Source organism: Streptomyces sp. IBSBF 2435, from assembly GCF_036815005.1.
Lineage (GTDB): Bacteria > Actinomycetota > Actinomycetes > Streptomycetales > Streptomycetaceae > Actinacidiphila.
The window spans coordinates 61572-78097 of record NZ_JAJSYW010000029.1; the positions used below are offsets into that span (position 1 = coordinate 61572).

Genomic DNA, 16526 nt, shown 5'->3' on the forward strand with positions numbered 1-16526 from the left:
CGATGAGCGTGCATGCGGGTTCCGTCGCGATCCTCGGTACCGGATCGTGTGTACCGGATCGTGTGGTGTCCAACGACGAGGTCGGTGCGCCGGCCGGTGTCGACGACGCGTGGATCCAGCGCAAGACGGCCATCCGTGAGCGCCGCTGGGCCGAACCGGGCCAGGCCACCTCAGATCTGGCCACCGGTGCGGCGCGGCAGGCGCTGGAGGCCGCCGGGATCACGGCGGACCAGGTGTCCTACATCGTCGTCGCCACCTCGACGCCGGATCAGCAGCAGCCGGCCACGGCCGCCTTCGTACACAAGAACCTGGGCGGGACCGGCAACGGGGTCGCGGCGTTCGACGTGAACGCCGTGTGCGCCGGGTTCGTGTACGCCCTGGACGTGGTGAACGCGCTGGTCGCCAAGTCCGGCGGCTACGGGCTGGCCATCGGTGCCGATGTGTACTCGCGCATCCTCAACCCGGCCGACCGCAGGACCACCGTGCTGTTCGGCGACGGCGCCGGCGCCGCGGTCGTCGGTCCCGCCGAATCCGGCCGCGGCATCCAGCGGTCGTCGTTCCACTTCTACAGCGAGATGACCGACCTCATCCACGTCGAGGCGGGCGGCAGCAGGAAGCCCTACGACCCGGCCACGCACGAGGCCGGCCTGCACTACTTCGCCATGGACGGCAGGACCGCCAGGGAATTCGCCAACGCCACCGTGCCGGGCCTGGTGAAGCAGTTCCTGCACGACAGCGCGGTGCTGCCGGCCGACATCGACCACGTGGTCCCGCACCAGCCCAACGGCGTCATGCTCGACGAGCTGGTGGCGCGGCTGGACCTGCCGAAGGCGACGCTGCACCGCACGGTGGACAGGTTCGCCAACACCGGTTCCGCGTCGATCCCGCTGACCCTGGACCGCGCCGCGCGCTCCGGCGCTCTGCGCAAGGGCGACCAGGTCCTCTTCCTCGGCATGGGCGGCGGGGTCTCGATCGGCCTCACGCTGGTCGAGTGGTGAGGTCGCAGCGGGACAGCCGATTGCCGCTGTCCACGGCGCCGGGGCACCCGGCGCCGCCGGACGGCACCTGATCACGTCGCCGGCCGCTGCCGACCGGATCGAGCTCCCCGGGTGCGCCGCACGCGGGGACGGCCGGTCGCGGCGGCGGGCCGACCGCACAAGACCGCCGCGGGCTCATGGCGGCCGGCGCACCGGGACCGGTTGCCGACCCGTCGACGATGGCGACGGCGGTCGGAGGCCCGCCGGTCCTGCCAGACGGGGCCGGCGCGCTCGGTCCCGCTGTATCCGTATGCCCCGCACCACCGGCGGTGCGGACCCGAACCGCTGAATCCTGCGCCGGTGTGACCCGAGGAGACTCTCGTGCCGATGGACCGTTTTATTCGCGCCCTGATCCAGTGGCAGGCTGTCGATCGACCGGCCCCGGCGCGCACGCTGACCCTGGAGCAGGTACGCCGCCGGTACGCCGACAGCGCGACCCGCTCGCGCGGCGGTGCCGAGCCGGTACCGGTCGCCTCGGTGACGGACCAGTTACTCGACGGCCTGGACGGCGGCAAGTTCACGGTCCGCACGTACCTGCCACTCGCCGACCGGGGCCGGCTGGTGACGTTCCTGCACGGCGGCGGCTGGACGGTCGGCGACATCGACACCCACGACTCGGTGTGCCGCCGGATCGCCACCGCACTCGGCGCGGTCGTCGTCTCCGTCGACTACCGGCGCGCGCCCGAACACCCGCATCCCGGCCCGCTCCAGGACGGCATCGTCGCCGCCGAATGGGCCGCGGCGACCTTCACCGGGCGCGAGCACGTCATCGCCGGCGACAGCGCGGGCGGCGGTCTGTCGGTGGGGATCTCGATGCACGAGCGCGACAACGGCGGCATCACCTTCGCCGCCCAGCTGCTGGTCTACCCGCCGGCCGACCCCGCCATGAGGTCGGAGTCCATCCGCACGTACGCCACGGGCTACCTGGGCGACGTCGACGATCTGCGCTGGTACTACGAGCAGTACCTGACCGAGCCCGAGCACCACACCGATCCGGCGATCGACCTGCTCAACGCCGACCTCCGCGAGCTGGCCCCGACGGTGGTCTGCACCGCCGAGTTCGACCCGCTGCACGACGAGGGTGTCGAGCTGGCGGACCGGCTCGCCGCCGCCGGTGTGACGGTGCGGCATATACCGGCGCTCGGCCTGACACACGGCTTTCTCCTCATGGCCGACATCGTCCCCTCGGCCGCGACGGCGACGAGCGATGTGCTGGCGGCAGTGGAAGAGATGCTGACCTCGGTGCCGGTGGCCAGATAGGCGCAACACCACAGGTCCACGAAATTCTCAGTTCGGACACTGTCGCCCACATTCCGAGAATGTAAGGAATTTCAAAGTGAAGGAACTGTACGGCCTCGGCGAGATGCCCCCCACCGGCGTAGTGCCGCGAAAGATGCACGCGTCGGTCATCAGACGTGAGAGGTTCGGCCCGCCCGACCAGGCTTTCCAGTCCGAGGTCGTCGATGTTCCCGCGGTCGGGCGGGGGCAGGTGCTCCTGTACGTGATGGCCGCCGGAATCAACTACAACAACGTGTGGGCGTCGCTGGGCAAGCCGGTCGATGTCATCGGCGCCCGGCAGCGCAAGGGCGAGGTCGAGGACTTCCACATCGGCGGGTCCGAGTGCTCGGGAATCGTCTGGGCCGTCGGCGACGGTGTGCGCAATGTCAAGATCGGCGACCATGTCGTCGTCTCGGGCGGTGTGTGGGACGAGACCTCGCAGGACATCAGGCTGGGGGCCGATCCCATGGCCTCGGCCTCGAACCTGGCCTGGGGGTACGAGACGAACTTCGGCTCCTTCGCCCAGTTCGCGCTGGTGGGCGACTTCCAGTGCGTGCCGAAGCCGGAGCGGCTCACCTGGGCAGAGGCGGCGGCGTACGTCCTGTCGGGCGCGACCGCGTACCGGCAGCTGACCGGGTGGCAGCCCAATGTGGTCCGGCCCGGTGACCCGGTCCTGATCTGGGGCGGCTCCGGCGGCCTGGGCTCCATGGCGATCCAGATCACCAGGGCGCTGGGCGGTGCCCCGATCGCCGTCGTGTCGAGCGCCGACCGGGCCGACTACTGCCTGAAGCTGGGCGCCCAGGGCGTGATCGACCGCAGCGCCTACCACCACTGGGGCCGGCTTCCCGACATCTCCGACCAGAACGCGTTCGGCGGCTGGATGAAGGAGGTCCGGCGTTTCGGGACCGAGTTCTGGGAGAAGCTCGGCGAGCGCCGGGCCCCCAGGATCGTCTTCGAGCACGTCGGCCAGAACACCATTCCCACCTCGATCTACCTGTGCGACAGCTCCGGCATGGTCGTCCTGTGCGGGGGCACGACCGGATACCACGGCGACGTCGACCTGAGGTTCCTGTGGATGCGGCAGAAGAGGCTGCAGGGCTCGCACGGCTTCAACCTGCGGCAGTGCCATGAACTCACCCAGCTGGTCGCGAGGGGGGACGTCGATCCCTGCCTCAGCTACGAGGGCGACTTCGCGGAGATAGGGAAGCTGCACCAGCTGATGTACGAGAACCAGCATCCCTCGGGAAACATGGCCGTGAGAATCAACGCTCTCGCCGACGACGAGTAACCGCGCCGGTCACTTCGTCAGGGAGAGTCTCCCGTCCTGACCCGGGTGGGCCTGACCGATCGTCACCGGCCCCCGACCATGCCCGGACCGCATTCTGCGCGGATTCTCGACGTCGCACTTCTGCCTACCGGCACGTACCTGCGAAGAGATGGGGAGCAGAATTTCCATGAGCAATCCCGTCGACGTGAAGATTTCCGAGGCTTCCGACACGCAGAACGAGCTAGAGGACGGCGAACGGCGCCTGGCTGGCGGCTGTCCCGTCCCGGACGGGCAGCACGCCGCCTAGGCCCGCCGCCAACCACCCGCCTCTGTGCACGACGACCGGCCAACAAGGAGATCTGACCGTGAGCACCACCGGACCGCATCCGACCGTGGGCGTGCGCACCCTTCCCGACGCCCTGCGGCTGCGCAGCGAGAAGCAGCCCGACGAAACCGCCTATGTCTTCCTGCGCAACGGCGAGGAACCGCACGAGGCGCTCACCTACCGTGAACTCTACAGCGACGTCGGCCTGCGGGCCGCCGCGTTCGCGGCCGCGGACCTGTCCGGCCGCAACGCCGTGCTGCTGTACCCCTCGGGCCTGGAGTTCATACGGACCCTGCTGGGGTGCATGTACGGACGCGTGGCCTGCGCCCCGGTGCAGGTGCCCCGGCGCCGTGAGGAGGTCCAGCGGCTGCGCCGGATCGCCGACGACTCCGGCACCACGACCGTCCTGAGCACCGCCGAGGTCGTCCACGACCTCCAGGAGCGCTTCGGCGACATGCCCGAACTGGACGGGCTCACCTTCCTGGCCACCGACACCCTCGCGTACAGCCCCGACGCGCCCGTGCCGGCTCCCCCGGGTCCCGACGACACCGCGCTGCTCCAGTACACCTCGGGCTCCACAGGCGATCCCAAGGGAGTGGTGGTCAGCCACGCCAACTTCCTGGCCAACGTGGTCGAGACCGACGAGCTGTGGCCGTGCGAGCCGGACGGCACCGTTGTGAACTGGCTGCCGCTCTTCCACGACATGGGCATGCTGTTCGGCATCGTGCTGCCGCTGTGGGCGGGCATCCCCTCGTACCTGATGGCCCCCGACGCCTTCATCCGCCGCCCGGCCCGCTGGCTGGAGGCCATCGCCCGCTTCGGCGGCACGCACGCGGCGGCGCCCAGCTTCGCCTACGAGCTGTGCGCACGGGCCGCCGCCGACGGCAAGACCGGCGACGTGGGCGACCTGTCCCGCTGGCGGGTGGCCGCCAACGGCGCCGAGCCGGTGCGCTGGGCGACCGTGCGGTCGTTCACCGAGGCGTTCGCGCCGTACGGCTTCGACCCGCGCGCCATGTGCCCCGGCTTCGGGCTGGCGGAGAACACCCTCAAGGCCACCGGCACCCGCCAGGACCGGGAGCCGGTCGTCCAGTGGCTGTCCGCCGAGGCCCTGCGGGAGGGCAACGCGCAGCCCGTCGGCGAGGTTGCCGAGGGCGCCGTGCCCCTGGTCAGCAGCGGCGGTACGGTCGGCCGTACCCGGGTGCGGATCGTGGACCCCGCGGAGCGGGAGGTCCTCCCCGAGGACCGGGTCGGCGAGATCTGGATCAACGGCCCCTGCGTGGCGGGCGGTTACCTGGGGCGCCCGGTGGTGAGCGAGGAGACCTTCCGGGCGCGGGTCGCGGGTGCGGACGATTCGGGCGAGACCTATCTGCGGACCGGCGACCTCGGCTTCCTGCACGAGGGCGAGCTGTACGTCACCGGACGGCTGAAGGACGTCATCATCCGCAAGGGCCGCAACCACTACCCGCAGGACCTCGAACTGTCCGCCGAGCGGGCCGTACCCGGTCTGCACCCGAACTGCGCGGTTGCCTTCTCCTCCGAGGACGGCGAGCGCGAGCAGCTCGTGGTGGTCGTCGAGGCGGACGGGCGGCTGCTGAAGTCGCTGGGCGCCGAAACCCTGCGGCTGCGGGTCTACGACGCCGTACGCGACATGCACCGGATCACTCCGGACGTCGTCCTGGTCGTGCGGCGCGGGGCGCTGCCGAAGACCTCAAGCGGCAAGGTGCAGCGCCGGGCGTGCAAGCAGCGCTACGAGAACGGCGAGCTGACCGCCGTGACCGCGTCCGCCGCCGCCACGGTCGGGACGGAGGCGTAATGGGCCGGCTGCGCTCAGCCGAGCAGCGGCCCGGGGCCCGCATCCTGGGCGTCGGGGTGTACCGGCCGGCCCGGGTGGTGACCAACGACGAGATCTGCGCGCGTATCGACTCCAGCGACGAGTGGATCCGCCGCAGGTCGGGTATCGCCAGCCGGCGCTTCGCCGGCCCGGACGAGACCGTCATCACCATGGCGGCGGAGGCGGCCCGCAAGGCGATGGCCCAGTCGGGCACGGACCCCGACGAGGTCGACATGGTGCTGCTGGCCACCATGTCCTTCCTGGAGCAGGCACCGACCGCCGCGCCCCGGGTGGCCCATCTGCTGGGCGCCCGCTCCGCCGGCGCGCTGGACATCAGCGCCGCCTGCTCGGGCTTCTGCTACTCCCTGGGGCTCGCCGACTCGCTGGTCCGCTCCGGCGCCGCCCGTACCGTGGTGGTGGTCGGCTCGGAGAAGATGAGCGACATCATCGATCCCACCGACCGCGGCACCGCGTTCCTGTTCGGCGACGGCGCGGGGGCGGTGGTGGTCGGCCCGTCCGAGACGCCCGGCATCAGCCCGGTGGTGTGGGGCGCCGACGGCGAGCGGCACCACATGATCGCCCACGACCGCACCTGGCTGGACGCCCGGAACACGCAAGGTCCCTGGCCGACCCTGCGGATGACCGGCCCCGAGGTCTTCCGCTGGGCGACACGCTCGGTGCCGGAGATCTCCCGGCAGGCGCTGGCGGAAGCGGGGGTGGAGGTGGCCGACCTCGCCGCCTTCGTGCCCCACCAGGCCAACGCCCGCATCGTCGATGTCGCCGCCGGCTCCCTGGGGCTCGCCCCGCACACCGCCGTGGCCAAGGACATCGTCACCAGCGGCAACACCTCCGCCGCGTCGGTCCCGCTGGCCATCGACCACCTGCTGTCCCAGGGCGCGGCCTCCAGCGGCGGCCTCGCGCTGCTCGTCGGCTTCGGCGCGGGCCTGGCCCACGCCGCCCAGGTGGTGACCCTGCCATGACCCGGCCCGGGTACTGAGGCTGCGGCCCTCCAGGCGGCGCCGGCCGCCGACTGCCGCGCCTGCACCGCCAGGCACCCGCCGGACCCGACCGCCGCCCCGGTGCGCGGGCCTCATCCGCACAGCGTGAGGTCCGCGCACCGGGGCGGCGCCCGCCGGCTGCCGTGAAGGGCCGTCGGACCGCCGGCGCCGCGGCGCCGGATCCCGCCGCACCGCCCTCAGTCCCCACCCGGTCCGCCGCACCGTGCGAACGGCAGGCTCACAGCGAAGGCGAGATGCCATGCCCAGCGCGTTCGTGGTGCTGCTCGGTCCCGACGGCGCGGGCAAGTCGTCCGTCATGGCCGAGATCGCCCGCAGCAGGCCGGACTGGCGGTGCGTCTCCACCGACGGCGCCCTGCTCGGACCGGAGTACCGGCTGATCGCCCAGTTGCGGCACAACGTCGTGGACGACGTGCTCCCCGCGCTCGGCCGCGACTACTCCCACGACTTCCTGGCCGGACTGCTGCAGACCGCGGTGATCCATCTGCGCGACCAGATCGCCGCCGCGGACGGCGGCGCCGGCCCGGGCGACGGCCGTCCCGTCGTCATGGACTCGTACTACTACAAGATCCTCGCCAAGTGCCGTCTCGCCGGGGTGTCCGATCCGATGGTCGCCTGGTGGCGCGGCTTCCCGCAGCCGGACCGGGTGCTCTATCTGGACGGCGACCCGCGGTCCTGCTGGAAGCGCAGCGGCCGGGGCGCGCGGCTCAACCCGCTCGAATACAGCGGTGCCCGGCCCACCTGGCCCGCCTTCGACGCCTATCAGCGGCGGCTGCGCGAGCTGATGCTCGAAGAGGTCGCCGCGCTGCCGGTGACCCGTATCGCCGTACGCGACGGCGTCAAGCGCACCGCGCGGGCCGTCATGGCGGCGCTGGATTCACAGGCCGCACCGGCCACCGATCAGGACCCGCAGGCCGCACCGGCCGGGCGGGACGCACCGTGCACACCGGAGGCGCTCGCGTCATGACCGATCTCACCACTGCCGTGGAGCGCACCTCGCTGCTCACCGCCGCCCTGCGGGCCGCCGAGTCCGCCAGGGACGACCGGCTGTACGACGACCCCTATGCCGCCCTGCTGGTCGGCGACGCCGGTCCCGCACTGTTCGGCGAGATACGCGCCGCCACCTTCCGCCGCGACGGGTCGCGCACCCTGCCCAGCACCCCCGACTACAACGCCATCCGCACCCGCTTCTTCGACGACCTGCTGACCACCGCCGCCCAGCAGCCGGGGCTGGCGCAGATCGTGCTGGCACCGGCCGGCATGGACTCGCGGGCCTACCGGCTGGACTTGCCCTCCCACCTCGGCTACTTCGAGATCGACCGCCCGGCGGTGCTGGACTTCAAGGCCGCCCGGCTGGAGGGCGTGGCGCCGCGGACGCCCCGCAGGACCGTGCCGGTGGACCTGACGGATCCCGCGTGGGAGGACGCGCTGGCGGCGGCCGGCTACCGGCCGGAACTGCCGTCGCTGTGGCTGCTGGAGGGGCTGCTCTACTACCTGCCCGCGCCGGACGTCGACCGCGTCCTGGAGCGGGTGGCGGCGCTGTCCGCGCCCGGCAGCACGGTCGTCGCGGACCTCGTCAACACCGCCGCCCTGACGCACCCGGGTATGAGCGACATCCTGGAGGTCTTCGCGGGCTGGGGCTGTCCCTGGGTGTTCGGCAGTGACGAGCCCGAGGAGCTGTTCGCGCGGCACGGGTTCGCGGTGACGGCCACCCAGCCGGGCGAGCCCGGCGCCGACTTCGGCCGCTGGCTTGATCCGGTGCCCGGGCGCGCGGTCACGGGCGTGCCGCGGGTGTTCTTCGTGCACGGCACCCGTAAATGACGCCGGCCCGGGGCCGTGACGGCGTTGCCGACCCACCGGGGGACGGCCGAACCCGGGGCCGATGACCGTGACCGCGGCACCCTTACTTAGACTAGCCTTACCTAAATTCGTGAGGCTGGTTCCGGAGAGGGTGCACCGGTGGGAGCAGAGGGACCGCGGTCGCGGGACGTGCTGGCACAGGCGGTCGGAGGGCAGCGGCGGGACGTCGTCACCGGGGCCGTCCTGGCCGCCGGACACCAACTGGGCGAGGCGCTCGTTCCGGTACTGATCGGCGTCCTGGTCGACCAGGCCGTCGCCAGGAGCGACACCGGCGCGCTGGTGCGCTGGCTGGCCGTCCTGGCCGCCGTGTACGTGGGGCTGTCGCTGAGCTTCCGGTTCGGGGCCAGAGCCGGCGAGCGGGCCGCAGAACAGGCCGCGCACCAGCTGCGGGTGGAGGTCGTACGCCGGGTGCTCGACCCGCGCGGCGGCGCGGAGACCGGACGGCTGCCGGGCGCGCTGGTGAACATCGCCACCGAGGACGCCAAGCGGGTCGGCGCCGTCAACATGGCGCTGACGACGGGGATCTCCTCCGCGGTGGGGCTCGTGGTGAGCGCGGTGGCGCTGCTTCTCATCTCCGTGCCGCTCGGCCTGACGGTGCTGCTGGGCACACCCGTCCTGCTGTTCGCCGGGCATCTGCTGAGCAAGCCGCTGGAGCACCGCAGCGAGGCCGAGCAGGAGCAGGCCGCGCACGCCTCCGGCATAGCCGCCGACCTGGTGTCGGGGCTGCGGGTGCTCAAGGGCATCGGGGCGCAGGGCGCGGCCGTGGACCGCTACCGGCGCACCAGCCGCGCCTCGCTGGCCGCCACGCTCCGCGCCGCCCGCGCCGAGGCCTGGCAGGGCGGCGTCGTGCTGGCGCTGACCGGCGGCTTCATCGCGCTGGTGGCGCTGGTCGGCGGCCGGCTCGCGGCCGGGGGCGACATCACGCTGGGCCAGTTGGTGTCCGCCCTGGGCCTCGCGATGTTCCTGCTCGGGCCGTTCGAGGTGTTCGCCTGGGTGAACGCCGAATTCGCCCAGGCCCGCGCGTCGGCGTCGCGCATCGCGGCGGTGCTCGCCGCGCCCCGCGACGTCGTGGCGGGCGACGGCCGCCTGCCGGACGCCGTCCCCGGTACGGTACGGCTGCGGTCCGTCAGCCTGGGGACGCTGCGGGAGGTCGACCTGACGATGGCGCCGGGCGAGCTGCTCGGCGTGGTCAGCACGGAACCGGCCTCCTGCGAGGCCCTGTTGCGCGCCCTGGGGCGTACCGAGGACCCGGTCTCCGGCACGGTCGAACTCGACGGGGTGCCGCTGTCCGACCTCGATCCGGCGCACCTGCGCTCAGCCGTACTGGTCGCCTCGCACGACGCCGACCTGTTCGAGGGCACGCTCGGTGACAACATCGGCGGCGGGGAGTCCGCGGAAGGCGCGATGGCCGCCGCAGCCGCCGACGAGGTGGCCCGCGCGCTGCCGCTCGGCGCCGACACCCCGGTCGGCGACGGCGGGCGGTCGCTGTCCGGCGGCCAGCGCCAGCGCGTCGCGCTGGCCCGCGCGCTCAACGCCGACCGCCCCGTACTGGTCGTCCACGATCCGACCACCGCCGTCGACTCGGTCACCGAGGCCCGCATCGCGCGCGGCGTACGGGACTTCCGGCGCGGCCGCACGACGGTGCTGGTCACCAACAGCCCCGCGCTGCTGGCCGTCACGGACCGCGTGGTCTTCCTCGACTCCGGCCGGGTCAGCGCCGAGGGTACCCACACCGCCCTGCTGCGCGGCGACGCCGCCTACCGTGCGGCGGTGCTCGCATGACCAGGGAACTGCTGCCGACCGCGACCCCGGCCCGCACCCGGGCCGCGATGCTTGGACTGCTGCGACCGCACCGGGCGCTGGCCTGGGCCGGATTCGCCGTCATGGTGGTCGCGACGTCGGTGGGCCTGCTCACGCAGCCGCTGCTGGGCCACATCGTGGACCTGGTCACCGGCCGCCGGCCGGCCGGTACGCTCACCGCGCCCGTGGTGCTGCTGGCGCTGGTCGCCGCCGCGCAGGGCGTGACCACCGCGCTCGGCATGTCGCTCGTGTCGAAGCTGGGCGAGACCGTACTGGCCGAGCTGCGCGAGCGGTTCGTGGAGCGGGCGCTGCTGCTGCCGCTGGACCGGCTGGAGAAGGCCGGCTCGGGGGACCTGACCGCGCGGGTGACCCAGGACGTGTCGCGGGTGGCGGAGGCGGTGCGCCACGCGCTGCCGGAACTGGCCCGCTCGGGCCTGGCCATCCTGCTCACCCTGGGCGCGCTGGCGGTGCTCGACTGGCGGTTCCTGGTGGCCGTGCTGCTGGCGGTGCCCGTCCAGGCGCACACCGCCCGCTGGTACACCTCCCGGGCCACCCCGCTGTACGCCAAGGAGCGCATCGCCGCCGGCGCCCAGCAGCAGCAGCTGCTCGACAGCATCGGGGGCGCGGCCACCGTACGCGCGTACCGGCTGGAGGACCGGCACACCGGGCGGGTCACCGAGCGCTCGCGCGCGGCGGTCGACCTGACGCTGCGCGGGGTACGGCTGGTGCTGGGCTTCTACAGCCGGCTGCACGTGGGCGAATACCTCGGCCTCGCGGCGGTGCTCGTCGCCGGCTTCGTGCTGGTGCGCGACGACTCCGTGTCGATCGGCACGGCGACCGCCGCCGCGCTGTACTTCCACAGCCTCTTCGGGCCGATCAACACCGCGCTGGTGCTGCTCGACGACGCCCAGTCCGCCGCGGCCGGGCTGGCCCGCCTCGTCGGGGTCGTCGACGAACCGGCGCCGCGGGCACCTCAGGAGCCGGCGCCCGAGGAGACCGGGACCGTACCGGTGGTCACCCTCACCGGTGTCGGCCACGCCTACACACCGGGCCGGCCCGTCCTGCACGACGTGGACCTGGTCCTGCGCCCCAAGGAGCGGGTCGCCCTGGTCGGCGCGAGCGGGGCGGGCAAGACCACCCTGGCCAGACTCATCGCCGGCATCCACCGCCCGGCCTCGGGACGGATCGACATCGGGGGCGCCGAGCCGGTCGAGTCGGGCCGCACCGTCGCGCTGGTCACCCAGGAGGTGCACGTCTTCGCCGGACCGCTCACCGACAATCTGCGGCTGGCCAGGCCCGACGCCACCGACGGCGAGCTGCGCGAGGCGCTGGAGCGGGTCGGCGCGCTCGGCTGGGCCGAGGCCCTGCCCGACGGGCTTGAGACCGTCGTGGGCGACGGAGGCCACCGCCTGACCCCCGACCGCGCCCAGCAACTCGCGCTGGCCCGGCTCGTGCTGGCCGATCCGCCGGTCGCCGTACTCGACGAGGCCACCGCGGAGGCGGGCAGCGCCGGCGCCCAGGTGCTGGAGAAGGCCGCCGACCGGGCGCTGGACGGCCGTACGGCGCTGATCGTCGCCCACCGGCTCAGCCAGGCCGCGTCCGCCGACCGGGTCGTCGTCCTGGAGCACGGCAGGGTGGCCGAGAGCGGCACCCACGACGAACTGCGCGCCGCCGGAGGGCCGTACGCGGCGCTGTGGCGGGCCTGGTCGGAGAACCGCAGCACCGATGGGTGACCCGCCCGTGCGCGGTCCCGGGACACCCCGGGAGCGACCGAGCGAATCCGAACACCGAACAGAACCGCACACGAAGACAAGGATCATGTGATGTCCCGCGCTCAGATAGCCGCCCGGTTCGCCGGACTGCTGGCTTCCGTCATGCTGCTCGTGGGCGGGGCGGCTGCCTGCGGCTCGAACGAATCCGGCAGCGGCTCGGACCCGGACTCCGGCGCCGCCGCCGGTCCCTCCGCCACCGGGAAGGCCTCCCCCGACGCCTTCCCCGTCACCATCGCGCACAAGTACGGCAGCACCACGCTCAAGGCCGAGCCGAAGCGCATCGTCACCGTCGGCCTGACCGACCAGGACGCCGTCCTGGCCCTGGGCACGGTGCCGGTCGGGACGACCGAGTGGCTCGGCGGCTACAAGGGCGCCGTCGGCCCCTGGGCGCAGGACAAGCTGAACGGCGCCGCGGCGCCGACCGTCCTGAAGGACACCGGCACCGGCCCGCAGATGGAGAAGATCGCCGCGCTGCGGCCCGACCTCATCCTCGCCGTCTACTCGGGGCTGACCAAGGAGCAGTACCAGACGCTGTCGAAGTTCGCCCCGGTCGTGGCCCAGCCCAAGGAGTTCAACGACTACGGCGTCCCGTGGCAGCAGCAGACCGAGACCATCGGCAAGGCCCTCGGCAGGCCCGCGGAGGCGGCGAGCCTGGTCGACGGCGTCGAGGCCCGGTTCGCCGCGGCCAAGAAGGCGCACCCCGAATTCGCCGGCGCCACGGCGGTGATGGCCACCCCGTACGAGGGCACCTTCGTCTACGGCAGCCAGGACGTGCGCTCCCGGCTGCTGAGCGGTCTCGGCCTGACGCTCCCGAAGGACCTGGACAAGGTGATCGGCGACTCCTTCGGCGCCAACATCAGCAAGGAGCGCACCGACCTGCTCGACCAGGGCGTCGCGGTGTGGATCCTCCCGGACACCGCGGCGGCCGTCACCAAGCTGCACGGCGACAAGCTCTACGGCGACCTGAACGTCGTCAGGCAGGGCCGCGAGGTGTTCGTCAAGGAGAGCAGCGACTACGGCAACGCGGTGTCCCTGTCGACCGTGCTGAGCATCCCGTACGTCCTGGACCGCCTGGTGCCGCAGGTCGCCGCGGCGGTCGACGGCAATCCCGCCACGAAGGTGGAGCAGCCCGCTTCCTGACCGGTACGGCGCACACGCGTGAGGGGGACGGCCCGGCGGGCCGTCCCCCTCACGCGTGCCCGGCTGCCTACTCCAGCAGGCTCTTGGGGCGCAGGTCCGTCCAGTCGGCCTCGATGCGGTCCAGGCACTCCTGGCGGCCGGCCGGTCCGTGCACGACCGTCCAGCCGGCCGGGACGTCGACGAAGTCGGGCCACAGGCTGTGCTGGTTCTCGTCGTTGACCAGGACCTTGTAGACGCCGTCGGGATTCTCGAACGGGTTGCTCATGGTCAGTCTTCCTCTCGGATGTACGGGCGGATGGCCGGGCAGGCGGTCGGGGTTCGGGCGGTGGCCGCGCGGGTCAGGACGGCCGGGCGGGTCAGGACGGCCGCCGTTCGGCGCGGTCCACCAGCGCCCGCAGGGCCAGGAACCAGGTCCGCGCCAGGTCGCGGACCGCGTCCTCGGTGAGCAGCTCCGCGGCGAAGGCCCAGTGGGCGCCCAGCTCCGGGCCGCCGGGGCGGTCCTCGGTGAGCGCGTTGACGGTCAGGGCGTGCGACATCGGCATGCCGGGGTCGGCGTCGAGGTCGGCCGCGTCGCCCTCGTCGGCGTAGGACCAGTCCGCGGCCTCCGGGTGGTCGAAGCGGCCCATGTAGTTGAACTCGATCTGCGGTTCGCCGAGCCGGGCCAGCTCCGGTCCGGTCCCCGGGTTCAGGTGGCGCAGCAGGCCGTGGCCGACGCCTCCCGCGGGCAGCGCGGCCAGGTGCCGTCCGATCCGGGCGACCGCCGCGTCCAGGGCCGGGCCGCCGGCGAAGGCGTCGGCGAGGTCGATCGCGCCCGGGTCGAGGCGGACCGGGACGACGCTGGTGAACCAGCCGACCGTACGGGACAGGTCGGCGTCGCCCGCGATCCCCGCCTCCCGCCCGTGGCCCTCCAGGTCCACCAGCACGGCGTTGCCGGCCCCGGTCCCCGGCTCGGTTCCGGTTCCGGTTCCCGCTGCGGTTCCCGGCTCGGTCCGGGCCCCGGTCGTCCGGGGCCGCCAGTCGGCGACGGCCAGCGCGAAGGCGGTCAGCAGGACGTCGTTGACCGTCGCGCCGAAAGCGGCGGGCACCCGGCTCAGCAGCGGGGCCGTCACGTCGGCGGGCAGGGTCAGCGACAGGTAGCGGGTGGTCTCGACGGTGTCGCGGCGGGGGTCGAGCGGGCGGGCCAGCGGCAGCGCCGCGCCCTCGGCCAGGGCGGCGGTCCAGCGCGGCAGTTCGTCCTCGGTGACGGGCGCCGCCGCCCGCGCGCCGATCAGCTCCGACCAGCGGCGGAAGGACACCTCGACCGGGTCGAGCCGCGGGGTCGCGCCCGCCGCGGCCTGCTGCCACGCGGCGGCGAGGTCGGGCAGCAGGATCCGCCACGACACGCCGTCCACCACCAGGTGGTGGACGAGCAGCAGCAGGCGCCCCGGCCGCCCGGGGCCGGCGTCGAACCACACGGCCCGCACCATGGCGCCGCTGTCCGGGTCGAGCTGCGCCCGCGCCGCGGCGGCGCCCTCGGCGATGGCCGCCCGCAGCCCCGCGTCGTCCAGGCCGGTCGCCTCGGCCCGGGTCAGCCAGGCCGCCACGTCGGCCCCGGCCGGCGGCGGCACCCGCAGCGTCCACGTCTCGGCGCCGCCGGGCTCGGCGCGGTCGCGTTCGAGGCGGGCCCGCAGCATGTCGTGCCGTTCGGCGACGGCCCGCAGGACCGCCAGCAGCCCGGCCTCCCCCAGCGCCGCGGGCGTCCGCAGCAGGGCGGCCTGGTGGTAGCCGCCGATGGGACCGCCGCGTTCGCGCAGCGCGTGCATGATCGGGGTGGGCGCGACGGCGCCGGTGCCGTCGTCGTGGGTCCTGGCCGCGGTGCCGGGCCGTACCGGTACGGCCGCCGCCGCCAGCGAGGCGACGTCGCGGTGCTGGAAGATCTGCCGCGGGGTGACCCGCAGGCCCGCCGCGCGGAGCCGGCTGACCAGTTGCATCGCGACGATGCTGTCGCCGCCGAGGGCGAAGAAGTCGTCGTCGGCGCCGACGGCCCGCGGGGGCAGCCCTAGCGTGTCGGCGACGACCGCGCACAGGACCCGCTCGCTGTCCGTCCGCGGCGGCCGGCCGCCGCTCGCCGCCGTGAGGTCGGGGGCGGGCAGCGCCTTGCGGTCCAGCTTGCCGTTGGGCAGCAGCGGGAACCGGTCCAGGACGAGCACGGCGGCCGGCACCATGTACTCCGGCAGGCGGGCCGCCACGTGGGCGCGCAGGGCGGCAGGGTCTGCGGCGGCGCCCTCGGCAAGCACCGCGTAGCCGACCAGCCGGCGGCTCCTCGGACGGTCCTCGCGGGCGACGACCACCACCTGGGCAACCGCCTCGTGGGTCGCCAACGCCGCCTCGACGTCGCCGAGTTCGACCCGGTAGCCGCGGATCTTGACCTGGTCGTCGGAGCGGCCGGCGTAGTCCAGCAGGCCGTCCTCGGTCCAGCGGGCCAGGTCGCCGGTGCGGTACATCCGGCTCCCGGGCGGGCCGTACGGGTCGGCGGTGAAGCGCTCGGCCGTCAGGCCGGGGCGGCCGAGGTAGCCGCGGGCCAGGCCCGCGCCCGCGAGGTACAGCTCCCCGGTGACGCCGGGCGGGACCGGGCGCAGCCGCGCGTCCAGCACGTACGCCCGGGTGTTGTGCACGGGACGGCCGACGAGCGGGCCTTCACTGTCCCGGACCCGGCCGATCAGCGCGTCGACGGTGGCCTCGGTCGGGCCGTACAGGTTGAAGGCCTCGGTCGAGGGCAGCGCGGCCAGCCGGCTCCACAGGGCGTCGGGGACCGCCTCGCCGCCGACGCCGACGACCGCCAGCGGGCAGCGGCCGTCGCGGATCAGGCCCGCGTCGATCATCTGCGCCAGCAGGGAGGGGGTGACCTCGATGAAGTCCAGCCGCCGGTCGCGGACGAAGGCGGCGAGGAGATCGGCGTCGCGGCGTGTCTCGTCGTCCACGATGTGCAGGGCGTGGCCGTCGAGCAGCCACAGCTGCGGCTGCCAGGACGCGTCGAAGGAGAAGGACCAGGCGTGGCCGACCCGCAGGTGCCGTTCGCCGGTCAGCTCCTTGGCGCGGTCGTGCAGGTCGCGGCGGTGGCTGTGGAAGAGGTTGGCCACGCTGCGGTGGGTGACGACCACGCCCTTGGGCTTGCCCGTCGACCCCGAGGTGTAGATGACGTAGGCGGGGTGGTCGGGGGC

At 73.6% G+C, this 16526-nt stretch carries 12 protein-coding genes; 10 read left to right on the top strand and 2 right to left on the bottom strand.

Annotated features, from left to right (window positions below):
- Nucleotides 1–2: 2 nt before the first annotated feature.
- The 10 genes from V7E46_RS08535 (at nt 3) to V7E46_RS08580 (ending at nt 13326) form a co-directional block, all read left to right on the top strand.
- The gene (locus V7E46_RS08535; protein WP_333767846.1) at nt 3–998 is read left to right on the top strand and encodes a 3-oxoacyl-ACP synthase III family protein; all 996 of its coding nucleotides are present in this window, start codon (nt 3–5) and stop codon (nt 996–998) included.
- Between the two features lie 366 nt (nt 999–1364).
- Nucleotides 1365–2297: an alpha/beta hydrolase gene (locus tag V7E46_RS08540; protein WP_333767847.1), complete on the top strand. Its 933-nt coding sequence runs from the start codon at nt 1365–1367 to the stop codon at nt 2295–2297.
- Between the two features lie 103 nt (nt 2298–2400).
- A complete protein-coding gene (gene ccrA / locus V7E46_RS08545; RefSeq protein WP_333767860.1) occupies nt 2401–3603 on the top strand; it encodes a crotonyl-CoA carboxylase/reductase in 1203 nt (400 codons plus the stop codon).
- Nucleotides 3604–3947: 344 nt separating this feature from the next.
- The gene (locus V7E46_RS08550) at nt 3948–5720 is read left to right on the top strand and encodes a fatty acyl-AMP ligase (RefSeq protein ID WP_333767848.1); all 1773 of its coding nucleotides are present in this window, start codon (nt 3948–3950) and stop codon (nt 5718–5720) included.
- The gene (locus V7E46_RS08555; protein WP_333767849.1) at nt 5720–6718 is read left to right on the top strand and encodes a beta-ketoacyl-ACP synthase III; all 999 of its coding nucleotides are present in this window, start codon (nt 5720–5722) and stop codon (nt 6716–6718) included. The genes V7E46_RS08550 and V7E46_RS08555 overlap by 1 nt, the downstream gene beginning before the upstream one ends.
- A gap of 277 nt (nt 6719–6995) precedes the next feature.
- Nucleotides 6996–7721 carry a hypothetical protein gene (locus tag V7E46_RS08560; RefSeq protein WP_333767850.1) on the top strand — a complete coding sequence of 242 codons (726 nt, stop codon included), beginning with the start codon at nt 6996–6998 and terminating at the stop codon, nt 7719–7721.
- The gene (locus tag V7E46_RS08565) at nt 7718–8575 is read left to right on the top strand and encodes an SAM-dependent methyltransferase (protein ID WP_333767851.1); all 858 of its coding nucleotides are present in this window, start codon (nt 7718–7720) and stop codon (nt 8573–8575) included. The genes V7E46_RS08560 and V7E46_RS08565 overlap by 4 nt, the downstream gene beginning before the upstream one ends.
- 138 nt (nt 8576–8713) lie before the next feature.
- The gene (locus V7E46_RS08570; protein WP_333767852.1) at nt 8714–10396 is read left to right on the top strand and encodes an ABC transporter ATP-binding protein; all 1683 of its coding nucleotides are present in this window, start codon (nt 8714–8716) and stop codon (nt 10394–10396) included.
- Complete coding sequence (locus V7E46_RS08575) at nt 10393–12147, top strand: ABC transporter ATP-binding protein (RefSeq protein WP_333767853.1); 1755 nt, start codon at nt 10393–10395, stop codon at nt 12145–12147. Before V7E46_RS08570 ends, V7E46_RS08575 begins: the two co-directional genes overlap by 4 nt.
- A 90-nt stretch (nt 12148–12237) precedes the next feature.
- On the top strand, nt 12238–13326 hold the full coding sequence (locus tag V7E46_RS08580) for an iron-siderophore ABC transporter substrate-binding protein (RefSeq protein WP_333767854.1): 1089 nt from the start codon (nt 12238–12240) through the stop codon (nt 13324–13326).
- A gap of 67 nt (nt 13327–13393) precedes the next feature.
- Here V7E46_RS08580 and V7E46_RS08585 read toward each other — a convergent pair whose 3' ends face one another.
- The gene (locus V7E46_RS08585) at nt 13394–13591 is read right to left on the bottom strand and encodes an MbtH family protein (protein WP_333767855.1); all 198 of its coding nucleotides are present in this window, start codon (nt 13589–13591) and stop codon (nt 13394–13396) included.
- Nucleotides 13592–13682: 91 nt separating this feature from the next.
- Nucleotides 13683–16526 (bottom strand): AMP-binding protein (locus V7E46_RS08590; protein WP_333767856.1); only part of this gene is annotated, 2844 nt, incomplete at its 5' end.